Source organism: Streptomyces scopuliridis RB72 (genome assembly GCF_000718095.1).
Taxonomy (GTDB): Bacteria; Actinomycetota; Actinomycetes; order Streptomycetales; family Streptomycetaceae; genus Streptomyces; species Streptomyces scopuliridis.
Genome location: NZ_JOEI01000052.1, coordinates 1 through 13,137, shown reverse-complemented (window position 1 = coordinate 13,137; position 13,137 = coordinate 1). Strand labels below are relative to the sequence as shown.

The following is a 13,137-nucleotide window of genomic DNA, read 5'->3' as shown; positions in this document are numbered from 1 at the left end:
TATCGAGTTGGGTGAGATCGAGGCGGTTCTTGCCCGGCACGTGTGGGTGGGGCAGGTGTCGGTGATGGTTCGTGAGGACCGTCCCGGTGTGAAGCGGATCGTCGCGTACGTCGTTCCGGCGGGACCGGGCAGTGAGGGTGTTGAGCCGGGGGTGTTGCGGGAGCACGCTGCCGCTGAGCTGCCCAGCTATATGGTGCCGTCGGTGTTCGTGGAGCTGGACGCGCTGCCCGTGAACGCGAGCGGGAAGGTGGACCGCAAGGCCCTGCCCGTGCCCGATGCCGGTCCGGTCGCCGGATACACGCCTCCGCGTACGGATACGGAGCGGACCCTCTGTGACATCTGGGCGGACGTGCTGGGCCTGGACCGGGTCGGGATCGAGGACAACTTCTTCGCCCTGGGTGGGGACTCGATCCTGAGCATCCAGGTGGTCTCACGGGCCAGGCAGGCAGGGCTGGAACTCTCCTCCCGCGATGTGTTCACGCGGCAGACGGTCGCGGACCTCGCGGCCGTCGCGGGCACAGTCGGTGCCGGTGCCACCGTGCTGGCGGAGCAGGGCACGGTCACGGGGGAGGTGGGTCCCACGCCGATCAGGGAGTGGTTCTTCGCGGTCCACCCCGTGGTGCCCGAACACTTCAATATGGCAACGGAGTTCACCCCGGCCCCCGGCACCGACCCGGCCGTGCTGCGGCGCGCCCTCGCCGCCGTACTGGAGCAGCACGACGCCCTGCGGACCGTCTTCGCCCGCCGTGGGCCGCGGCACTCGCAACACTGGACCGCGCGGATCGAGCCCCAGCTCGACCTGGACGCCGTGTTCACGATCCACGAACTCCCGGGCGGCCCCGGCGACGAGGCCGGCACGGCCGCGGCTGCGGAGGGCGTCTGGAGGGAGCTGACGCGACGCGCGCAAGCGGGCTTCGACCTCGAACGCGGCCCGCTCATCCGCGTTCTCGTCGGCGTCCCGGCCGGCGGCCACCACGCCTCACGTGTCCTGATCGCCGTGCACCATCTGATGATGGACGGGGTGTCCTGGCGCATTCTGCTGGACGATCTCGCCATCGCCCACGCCCAGGCCCGCGACGGCAGCCCCGTCGATCTGGGCGCCAAGACCACCTCCGTACGCCAGTGGGCGGAGCGCCTCGCTGAACACACGGCGCGAGGCGGATTCGATACCCAGCGCGACTACTGGCGGTCCGTCGCGGACGGTGCGCACTTCGCCGTCCCGGTCGACATCCCGGACGGGAACAACACCGTCGCCGCCCAGGAGACGCTGTCGGTGACACTCGACGCCGAGCAGACGGAGGCGCTGCTGCACCAGGTCCCGCCGGTGTACCGGACGCGGGTGAACGATGTGCTGCTGACGGCCCTCGCCCGCACCCTGCGTACCTGGACCGGGCACGACCGGACAGCGGTCAATCTGGAAGGGCACGGCCGTGAGGAGCTGTTCGACGACGTCGATCTGACCCGTACGGTCGGCTGGTTCACCTCCATCCACCCGATCGCGCTCGCCCTGGCCGATGACTGGGCGGCGGACATCAAGTCGGTGAAGGAGCAGCTCCGCGCCGTCCCGGACCGGGGCATCGGACACGGCGCGCTGCGCTATCTCGCCGCGGAGCGGGTGGCGGAGGAGATCGGCGCCGTCGAGCCGAGCGTCAGCTTCAACTACCTCGGTCAGCTCGACGGACTGGCGGGCCGGCACGATCTGTACCGGTCCATGACGCTCAACCCCGGCGGCGAGTTCGGCCCGGCCGAGGCTCGTCCGCACGAGCTGGATGTGATCGGGGAGGTACGGGCCGGTCGGCTCACCCTGACCTGGTCGTATGCCCGGTCCCGGTACCACCGGAGCACCATCGAGCGGCTCGCGACGGACATGACCGCCGAGTTGCGCGGCTTCCTGCGGCACTGCGCCGAGCCGGGCGCGGGCGGCCGTACGCCGTCCGACTTCCCGCTCGCCGGCCTCGATCAGCGCGAGGTGGACCGGCTGGTCCAAGGACGCGACGGCGGCGGGATCGAGGACGTCTACCCCTTGACGGCACTCCAGGCGGGCATGGTCTTCCATGCGCTGGCCGAGCCGGAGTCGCCCGCGTACCTCGAACAGTTCTCCTTCGTGATCCAGGGCGCACACGATCCCGAATCGCTCGCGCGCTCCTGGCAGCGCGTGGTGGAGCGGTCGGACGCGCTACGGGCCTCGGTGGTGTGGCGGGACATCAGCAGTCCGGTGCAGGTGGTCCATCGCGCGGTGACCCTTCCGGTGCGCGGCCTGGACTGGTCGGACCTGGGCGAGCCCGAACGAGCCGCCGCGCTGGGAAAGTTGCTCGCGGAGGACCGGGAGCGCGGTATCGACCTCGAATCCCCGCCCCTGATGCGGCTGGTGCTGATTCGGCTCGGCGACGGCAGGATCCGGGTGGTGTGGACCTTCCATCATCTGCTGCTGGACGGCTGGAGCACAGCGGCACTGCTCTCCGATGTGATCGCCGAGTACGCGTCCCTCACCGGCACGGGTACGGGTACGGGTACGTATACGGGCACTGACAACGGGTCGGCATCCGGGACGGACAGGGGTCCCTTCCGGGACTATCTCGCCTGGCTGACCGCACGCGATCAGCATGCAGGCCGGGCCTTCTGGCGTGAGCGGCTGGCCGGTTTCACCGAGCCGACGGCGCTCCCGTACGACCGGACCCCCCAGGGCAGGGCGAGCCACGGACAGTCCACGGAACGGGTCTCGCTCGTCGTCTCCGACGAGCTTTCCGCGCAGGTCACGGCCTTTGCCCGGCTGAACGGCCGCACGCTCAACGCCGTGGTGCAGGGCGCGTGGGCGTTGGTGCTCTCGCAGTACGCGGGGTCGTCCGACGTGGTGTTCGGTACGACGGTGTCGGGGCGTCCGGCGGATCTGCCGGGGGCCGAGGACATCCTCGGCCTCTTCATCAACACCCTCCCTGTCCGGGTGAAGGTCGACCTCGGGCTGTCGGTCGCGGAGTGGCTCGGAGGCCTTCAGGCCGCACAGGTCGAGGCGCGTCGGTACGAGGAGATCGCGCTGAGCGATCTGGAGACCGAACTGCCCCCGGGTACGGCCCTCTTCGACAGTCTGCTCGTCTTCGAGAACTACCCCATCGACACCGATGGAGCCGAGCGATTCGGGCTCTCGCTCCGCGATATCGAGGTGACGGAGACCACCAACTACCCCTTGGCACTGACCGCCTACGCGGGCGACCGGCTGAGCTTCGACCTCGGCTACGACCCCGCGCGGTTCGACGCCGACACGGCGCGGCGACTCACGGCGCAGATGGAGCACCTTCTCCATGCGCTCACCGTCGAACCGGACACCCGGGTGGGGGCGTTGCCGCTCCTGCCGGATGACGAACGGGAACGTCTGGTAAGGGGCTGGAGCGACGGAGGCGGGACGGTCCCCTCGGACGTGTCGGTCGTCGACGCCTTCGCGGAGCGCGCGGGCGGCTCGCCGGGCGCGGTTGCCGTGGTGTGTGGTGATGTCGCCCTGACATACGGGCAGTTTGTGCCGGTGATCGAGTCGGACGCGGAGCCGGTGGGTGATGCCGTGCTTCCGGTGCGGGTGTCGGGGGGTTCGTTGGCGTATGTGATGTTTACGTCGGGTTCGACGGGGGTGCCGAAGGGTGTTGCGGTGACGCATGGGGATGTGGTGGCGCTGGCCGCTGATTCTCGCTGGTCGTCGGGTGCGCACGGCAAGGTGTTGTTCCATTCGCCGCATTCGTTCGACGCGGCGACGTATGAGGTGTGGGTGCCGTTGCTGAGTGGTGGCACGGTGGTGGTGGCCGAGGGCGAGTTGAGTGTGGCGGTGGTGCGGGATGCGGTGGCGCGCGGGGTGTCGGGGTTGTGGGCGACGGCGGCGCTGTTCGGTGTGCTGGTCGAGGAGGACGCCGGCTGCTTCGCGGGTCTGGGTGAGGTGTGGACGGGTGGGGACGCGGTGCCGGCGGTGGCGGCGGAGCGGATGTTGGCCGCCTGCCCGGGGACGGTGCTCGTCAACGGTTACGGTCCGACGGAGTCCACGACCTTCGCCGTCAGCGGACCGATCGCGGCCGGTGATGTCGCGGGCGGATCGGTGCCCCTCGGCAGGGCGATGGACAACACGACCGGATATGTCCTGGACGGCGCGCTGCGGCCGGTCGGGGTCGGGGTCCCCGGTGAGCTGTATCTCGGGGGTGCCGGACTGGCGCGTGGCTATGACGGTCAGACGGGCCTGACGGCGGAGCGGTTCGTGGCCGACCCGTTCGGCTCCGGCCGGCGGTTGTACCGCACCGGTGATGTGGTGCGGTGGCGGTCCGATGGTCGGCTGGACTTCCTCGGCCGTGGCGATGGACAGGTGAAGGTCCGTGGGTTCCGTATCGAACTCGGCGAGATCGAGGGGGTGTTGGCGCGCCACGAAAGTGTGGGCGGCGCGGCGGTGCTGGCCCGGGAGGACCGGCCGGGGGTGAAGCGTCTGGTCGCCTACCTCGTACCGTCCGGCGAACTGGACGTCGCCGTCGTACGCGCCCACGTGGCCTCCGTACTCCCGGAGTACATGGTGCCGTCCGCGTTCGTCGTGCTGGACGCGATGCCGCTGACCGTGAACGGGAAGACCGACAAGCGTGCATTGCCCGCACCGGAGTCCGATATGGCGGGGGAGTATGCCGAACCCCGCACGGCGGAGGAACGCGCGCTCGCCGAGACCTGGGCCGAGGTCCTGGGTGTCGAGCGTGTCGGCGTCCACGATGACTTCTTCGAGCTGGGCGGGGACTCGATCTCCAGCCTGCGGGTGGTTTCCCGGATCCGTACGGTGCTGGGCGCCGGGCTCTCGCCCCGGGCCCTTTTCGACCATCCGACTGTCGCGCGCCTCGCGGAGACCGTACGGCGTGAGACCGTGCCCTCGGAGACCGGCCCCACTCCCACCCCCCTCCCCGTGGTGGAAGCCAGTGGCCCGGTTCCGGTGCCGCGCGACGGCGACCTCCCGCTGTCCTTCGCGCAGGAACGGCTCTGGTTCCTGGACGACTTCGCCCGTGACAGCGTCGAGTACAACGTCGTCACCGCCCTGCGGCTGACCGGCGACCTCGACACCTCCGCCCTGCGCATGGCCGTCTCGCGGCTCGTCGCCCGGCACGAGGCGCTGCGGACCACCTTCGACTCCGTCGACGGGCGCGGTGTGCAGCTCGTGCACGCTGCGGTCGATGTACCGGTCCAGGCCACCACCCTCGACGAGGCGCTGTCGGCTGCCGTCTCGACACCGTTCGATCTGCGGACGGGCCCGCTGCTGCGCGTGTTCCTGGCGGAGGTGTCGGAGCGCGAGCATGTGCTCGTACTGGCGATGCACCACATCGTCACCGACGGCTGGTCCATGGGCGTGATCACGCGTGAGCTGAGCGCCTACTACGCGGGAGCCGTACGAGGCGGGGAGCCGGGTCTCGCCGAACTGCCCGTGCAGTACCCCGACTTCGCCCGCTGGCAACGCAACCGACTGGTCGGTGACGCGCTGGACGATCATCTGGCCTACTGGCGCGATCAATTGGCCGGCCTGGAGCCACTGGAGCTGCCAACGGACCGGCCGCGTCCGCCGGTGCGCGCCGCGGCCGGGGCCCTGCACGCCTTCGAGGTTCCCACGGAACTGACGGAGCGTCTGGCCCAGGCTGGCCGGCGGCGCGGCGCGAGCCTCTTCATGGTGCTGACGGCGGTGACGCAACTCCTCCTCTCCCGCTACACCGGCCGGCGCGACATCGCGGTGGGCACGGTGGTGTCGGGCCGTGAGCGGGCGGAACTGGAGGGCCTGGTCGGGTTCTTCGCCAATACGCTGGTGCTGCGCTCGCAGGTGGACGAGGAGCTCACGTTCGACGGGTTCCTGGCCGAGGTCCGTACGACCGTGCTGGACGCCTTCGCGCATCAGGACGTGCCGTTCAGCCGGCTGATCGAGGAGCTCGCCCCCGAGCGCGACACCAGCCGCACCCCCCTCGTACAGGCCATGCTCGTGCTCCAGAACACCCCACGCGCCGAGTTCGACCTGCCGGGCGTACGGGTCGGTGAGTTCGTACCGCCGCGCGACACCGCGCAGTTCGATCTGCACCTGGAGTTCCAGCCCCGGCCGGGCGGTGGCCTGGAGGCTGTGGCCGTCCACAGCGATCTGTTCGATCCGGCCACCATCGACCGGCTGACCCGGCACTGGCTGACGCTGGCCGACCGGCTCACCGCCGGCCCCGAACGGCCCTTGCTGGAGCACGATCCGCTGGACGCCGCGGAGCGCACACTGCTGCTGGAATCCTGGAACGAGAGCGGGGATCCGGGGGTGCCCGCGGTGTCGCCCCTCGTCATGTTCGAGGACCGGGCCCGTGCGATACCCGGTGCGCCCGCCGTGACGTTCGGGGACACCACCATCGACTACGGGGAGCTGTCCGCGCGGGCATCGCGCCTCGCCGCCCGGCTCGCCGCGCACGGGGTGGGACCGGAGTCCCGAGTGGGGCTGGTGCTGCCGCGCTCGATCGATCTGGTGGTGGCGATCCTGGCCGTGCTGAAGGCGGGCGGAGCGTATGTGCCGGTGGACCCGGCGTCCCCGGCCGACCGGATCGCGTACATCATCGAGGACTGCTCGGCCGATCTGGTGATCACCAGCCGCGAGACGGCGTCCGTCCTGCCCGCGGACGCGGCGCGCCGCTCGGTGGTGCTGGACGACCCGGCGGCCGTGGTGACGGACGTACTCCCTCCGGCGCCCGTCTCCGAGGTCTCCGCCGCCTCCGCCGCGTACGTCATCTACACCTCGGGATCGACCGGACGTCCCAAGGGCGTGGTGGTCTCCCACGGCAATGTGGCGGAGCTGCTCGCCGCCACCCAGGAGCAGTTCGCGTGCGGCCCGGACGACGTATGGACGATGTTCCACTCCTACGCGTTCGACTTCACCGTATGGGAGCTGTGGGGAGCGCTGGCGTACGGCGGGCGCCTGGTCGTGGTGGACCGCGATGTGGCGCGCGCGCCCGCGGACTTCGCGCTGCTGCTCGAACGGGAGCGCGTCACCGTACTCAACCAGACCCCATCGGCGTTCTACCGGCTGGCCGAGGAGATCGATGCGGTGGACGGGCTGCGGGAGCGGCTCGCGCTGCGCACGGTCGTGTTCGGCGGCGAAGCCCTGGACTGGTCGCGGATCGCGGGCTGGGTGGAGCGGTCGGGGAACGGCGGTCCCGTACTGGTCAACATGTACGGGATCACCGAAACCACCGTGCATGTCACCAGCCGGCGGGCCGAGCCGGCGTTCGCGGCCCCGGGCGCCGGAAGCGTGATCGGCCGGGCGCTGCCGCATCTGCGCGCGTATGTGCTCGACGCCGCGCTCCGCCCGGTGCCCCAGGGCATACGGGGCGAGTTGTACATCGCCGGGGGCGGCCTGGCCCGCGGCTATCTGCGCCGGCCGGGACTCAGCTCCGTACGGTTCGTCGCGGACCCCTTCGGCGGCCCGGGCGCCCGGATGTACCGGACCGGCGACACCGCTCGCTGGAACGCAGCCGGGACGCTCGACTACCTGGGACGCAACGACGACCAGGTGAAGATCCGTGGCTTCCGGATCGAACCGGGCGAGATCGAGGCCCTGCTCGTACGCGATCCGCGGGTGGCCCAGGGGGCCGTGGTGGTACGGGAGGACCAGCCCGGCGACCAGCGGCTCGTGGCGTACGTCGTACCCGCCGGCGGGCCGGCCGGGCTCGCGGGGTTCGACGAGGCCGGGCTGCGGCGGACGCTGGGCGAGGGACTGCCGGACTATATGTTTCCGGCCGCGTTCGTGGCGCTGGAGCGGCTGCCGCTCACCACGAACGGCAAGCTCGACCGCCGTGCGCTCCCCGCGCCGGAATACGGCAGCCGAGCCTCGTACGTAGCCCCGCGCACCCCGACGGAAGAGGCCGTCGCGGAGATCTGGGCGGAGGTGCTCGGGCTGGAACGAACCGGAATCGAGGAGGACTTCTTCAGCCTGGGCGGAAACTCGGTCCTGAGTCTTCGCGTGATTGCTAGGGTCCGGACTGTGTTCGACATCAACCCCTCGGCCCGCGTGATGTTCGATTTTCCCACGATCGCGCAACTCGCCGGGAAGATCGAGGAGTTGATCATCGAGGATATCGAGAACGGCGGTGATCCGACTCTTTAGCGAGGCCGGAAACCACCACCGCCGCACCACGTAACACGCACCTCGCACTACGCACCTCGCACTACGCACCACGCACTACGCACCATGTGTCATCCGCGTGCGCGTCGACGGACCAACAGGGCCGGGACAGGCCCGAAACCCCGTCGACTGCGCACGCGGTGCTTTTGCCTGCTTGTTTTCATGATGTGGATATGAGGGAGCTTTCCATGGACGCCGCTTCTTCGCGCGAGGCCCGGATCAGTTCGCTGCCGGAACACGTGCAGGAGAGACTCCGGAGCCGGCTCGCGGGGCGCGCGGGCGGCGGCCGGAACACCATCGAGTCCGTGGACCGCAGCGGAACGCTCCCCCTGTCGTTCGCTCAGCAGCGGCTCTGGTTCATGACGGAGTACGAGCGGGACTCCACGGAGAACAACTCCGGTCTCAGCCTGCGGCTCACCGGCCCGCTGGACGTGGCCGCGTTCCGGGCCGCGCTCGACGCCGTCGTGGCGCGGCACGAGCCGCTGCGTACCACCTTCGCCGCCGAGGAGGGGGTGGCGCGGCAGATCGTACGCCCGGAGGGGGAGCTGCCGTTCCGTTTCGTGGATCTCGCCGCCTCAGCGGGCCCCGAAGGCGGCGGCCACGGGGCGGAGCGGGAGAGTGACCGGCTGATCTCCGCGGCGATGGCCGAACCGTACGACCTGCACACCGGCCCGCTGGTGCGCGCCCTGCTCATCCGTGTGGGCGCCGAGGAGTACCGCTTCCTGCTCGCCATGCATCACATCGTCACCGACGGCGCTTCGATGGAGATCCTCGTCCGGGAGCTGCGGGCGTACTACGCCGCCGCCCTGCGCGGCGATGTCGGCGCGGCCGGACTGCCCCCGCTCGCGGTGCAGTACGCCGACTACGCCGCCTGGCAGCGCGGCCGGTTCGCCGACAGCGCGCTGGACCGCCATGTCGGCTACTGGCGCGACCAGTTGGAGGGTCTGGAGCCGCTGGAGCTGCCCACCGACCGCCCTCGTCCGGCGGTCCGCGGCGGCTCCGGCGCCGTCCACGCCTTCACGCTGCCCGCAGATGTCGCCGCAGGGCTCCGGAACGTGGGCAGGGACCAGGGGGCCAGCCTCTTCGTCACCCTCACCGCGGTCACTCAATTGCTGATGGCCCGGCACAGCGGGCAGGACGACATAGCGGTGGGCACGGCGGTACCCGGGCGTGAGCGGGCGGAGGTGGAGAATCTCGTCGGATTCTTCATCAATATCCTGGTGCTGCGGTCCCGTATCGACCAGACCCGTTCGTTCACCGAATATCTCGCCGAGGTACGCGAGACCGTACTGGAGGCATTCGAACACCAGGACGTTCCCTTCGAGCGGCTGGTGGAAATTCTCGCGCCGGAACGTGACACCTCGCGTACCCCACTCGTCCAGTCGATGGTGGTGCTCCAGAACACCCCTGTCGAATCGGCTGAATTCGAGGGTGTCCGGGTGGCACGCGGAAGCCTCGCCCGCCAGGAATCCCCGTATGACGTGAGCTGGGAATTCGAGGAGGACGAGGAGGAGGAGCTGCACTGCGCGATCGAATACAGCACCGACCTGTTCGACCCGGCCACGATCGAACGGCTGGGGCGGCATTTCGTCGTGCTGGCCCGTGCCCTGGTCACCGACCCCGAACGGCGTCTTGGCGAGGCCGAACTGCTCACCGCCGAGGAGCTGGCGGGGCTGCTCGCCGACGGCAAGTCGGTCGCGCGGCCCGAGGCGGCCGCCGGCACCATCCCGGCGCGCTTCGCCGAGCAGGCCGACCGCACACCCGACGCGCCCGCGCTGACCAGTGGTGACGATGGGACTCTGACATACCGTCAACTCAACGAGCACGCCAATCGGTTGGCGCACCATCTGATCGACGGCGGAGTCCGCCCGGAGGAGCCGGTCGCGGTCTGCCTGCCGCGCGGCACCGACCTCGTCGTCTCCATCCTGGCCGTGCTCAAGGCGGGCGGGGCGTATCTGCCGGTGGACCCGGCGCTCCCCCGGGACCGCGTGGCGTGGATGCTGGCCGAGAGCGGGGTGCGGGTCGCGGTCACGGTGGACGCGCTCGCTGGGCTGCTGCCGGACGGCTTCGGCTCCGGCAACTCCCCTGGCGCTGAAGAATCCGGTGGTCTCGACGACTCCAACGACTCCGACGACTCCGACGACTCCAACGACTCCGACGACTCCACCGGCACCGTCGTCGCCGTCGACCGCCTGCGCGACCGGATCGCCGCACTGCCCTCGCGTACGCCGCGGGTCGCCGTCGCCGCGAGCAACACCGCGTACGTCATCTACACCTCCGGCTCCACCGGCCGGCCCAAGGGAGTCCTCGGCCTCCACGGCGGCCTGCTCAGCCGCTGGGCATGGTTCGCCGAGACCTACCCCGAGTGGCGCGACGCCGTCGTCTGCGCCAAGAGCTCGGTGAGCTTCCTCGACAGCGCCACGGAGATCCTCGGCACCCTCGTGCACGGCGGCCGTATCATCCTCGCCTCCGACGACGAGGCCAAGGACCCCCTCGCGCTGGCCCGGCTGATCGAGCGGCACCGCGTGGAGCGGATGACGCTCGTGCCCAGCCTGCTCTCCGTCCTCCTGGACGAGACCGACCCGGCCGCCCTGGCCTCCTGCCGCTGCTGGATCAGCAGCGGCGAGCCGCTCAGCCGCGCCCTCGCGGCCCGCTTCCGCGAGCAACTGCCGCACGCGCGGCTCCTCAACCTCTACGGCTCGTCCGAGATCAGCGCGGACAGCCTGGTCTGGGAGGCGGAAGGGCCGGACGTACGGATCGGCAGGCCCGTCTGGAACAACCAGGTGTACGTGCTCGACAGCAGGCTGCGCCCCGTACCGCGCGGTGTTCCCGGCGAGCTGTACGTGGCCGGGGCCGGGCTCGCGCGCGGCTACGCCAACCGTCCCGACCGTACGGCGGAACGCTTCATCGCCGACCCGTTCGACCCCTCCGGGCGGCTCTTCCGCACCGGCGACCTCGTCCGCTGGACATCGGACGGCACCCTGGAACACCTCGGCCGCGCCGACGACCAGGTGAAGGTGCGCGGTTTCCGTATCGAGCCCGGCGAGATCGAGGCCGCCCTGCGCCGGCACCCCGCGATCAGCGACGCCGCGATCGTCGTACGGGACGACCGGCAGGGCACGGCCCGGCTCGCCGGGTATGTCGTCCCCGCCGAGGGCCACTCCGTACCCGCCGCCCGCGACCTGCGCGATCTCATCCGGCAGAGCCTCCCCGACTACATGGTGCCCGCCGCCTTCGTGCCGATCGCCGCGCTTCCGCTGACCTCCAGCGGCAAGCTCGACCGCCGCTCCCTGCCGACCCCCGACTGGGCGGAGTCCGCCGAATACCTCGCCCCGCGCACCGACACCGAGCGGGCGCTCGCGGCCATCTGGGCCGAGGTGCTGGGAACGGAACAGGTCGGCGCCGAGGACGACTTCTTCTCGCTCGGCGGGCACTCCCTGCTGGCCACCCGGGTGATCAGCCGCATCCGGAGCGGTCTGGGCGTCGAACTGACCGTACGTCACCTCTTCGAAGCCCCCAGGCTCGCCGACCTTGCGGTCACTCTCGATGCTCTGGCGGGAACTTCCGCACCGAATGCCTCGGCGAGCGGTGGCGCCCACTCCGCCGGACAGGGCGCCCACTCCGCCGGACAGGGCGCCGACGCGATCGTTTCCGCGCCGAGGGAGGGGCGGCTGCCGCTCTCCTTCGCCCAGGAACGCCTCTGGTTCCTCGACGACTTCGCCCCCGGCGCCGCCGAGTACAACGTCTGCGGCACCCTCCGGCTGACCGGCACGCTCGACCTTCCCGCGCTGAGGGCCGCCGTCGCGGGACTGGTCGCCCGGCACGAGGCGTTGCGTACCACCTTCGAGACGGTGGACGGGCTCGGCACCCAAGTCGTGCACGACACCATGGACGTGGCGGTACGTACGACCGCACCCGGCACGGACAGCGAGCTGGACGCCGCCCTCCGCGCAGAGGCAGCGGCCCCGTTCGACCTGGCGGCGGGCCCGCTGCTGCGGGTGTTGCTCGCCACGACGGGCACGGACAGTCACACTCTGATGCTGACGATGCATCACATCGTCACGGACGGCTGGTCGATGGGCGTCATCACGCGTGAACTGAGCGCCCTCTACGCCGGCGCGGTGCGCGGCGAGGAAAGCGGCCTGCGACCGCTGCCGATTCAGTACCCCGACTACGCGGTATGGCAGCGTGACCGACTGGCGGGCGACACCCTCGATGGCCAACTCGCCTACTGGCGCGGGAAGCTCGGCGGACTGGGACCCCTGGAACTGCCGACGGACCGGCCGCGCCCGGCGGTGCGTACCTCGGCGGGCGCGCTGCACGCGTTCGAGGTCCCGGCGGAGCTGACCCGGCTCCTGACGGACGTCGGCCGCGCCCGGGGCGCGAGCCTGTTCATGACGCTGACCGCCATCACCCAGCTCCTGCTGGCGCGCTATAGCGGACGGACGGACATCGCGCTCGGGACGGGTGTCTCAGGGCGCGAACGGGCCGAGCTGGAAGACCTCGTCGGATTCTTCGTCAACACCCTCGTTCTGCGGACAACGGTCGATGAGTCCGAGAGCTTCGGCCAACTGCTTGAACGAGTCCGTACGACCGTGCTGGACGCCTTCGCGCACCAGGACGTGCCCTTCAGCCGGCTGATCGAGGAGCTGGCCCCCGAGCGCGACACCAGCCGTACCCCACTTGTACAGGCCATGCTCGTGCTCCAGAACACCCCGCGCGCCGAGTTCGACCTGCCGGGGCTCAGGGCCGAGGCGATTCCGTCGGTCCGGGAAGCCTCCCAGTTCGACATCACGTTCGCGTTCTCGGAGCAGGACGGACGACTGATCGCCGCGGCCGAATACAGCACGGATGTGTTCGATGCGGTGACGGTGGAGCGGTTGTGTCGTCATTGGGTTGAGTTGGCTGGTGTGGTGGTGGGTGAGCCGGGTGGTCGGTTGTCGGGTGTGGGGTTGTTGTCGGGTGAGGAGGGGGAGATCTTCGCTGGTGACTGGGGTGTGTCG

At 70.5% G+C, this 13,137-nt stretch carries 2 protein-coding genes; both read left to right on the top strand.

Annotated features, from left to right (window positions below; genetic code table 11):
- On the top strand, positions 1–8,116 hold an 8,116-nt coding region (locus IF11_RS0135785; protein WP_037729403.1), incomplete at its 5' end, for a non-ribosomal peptide synthetase.
- A gap of 206 nt (positions 8,117–8,322) precedes the next feature.
- A partial coding sequence (locus IF11_RS0135780) for a non-ribosomal peptide synthetase (protein WP_037729400.1) occupies positions 8,323–13,137 on the top strand: 4,815 nt, incomplete at its 3' end.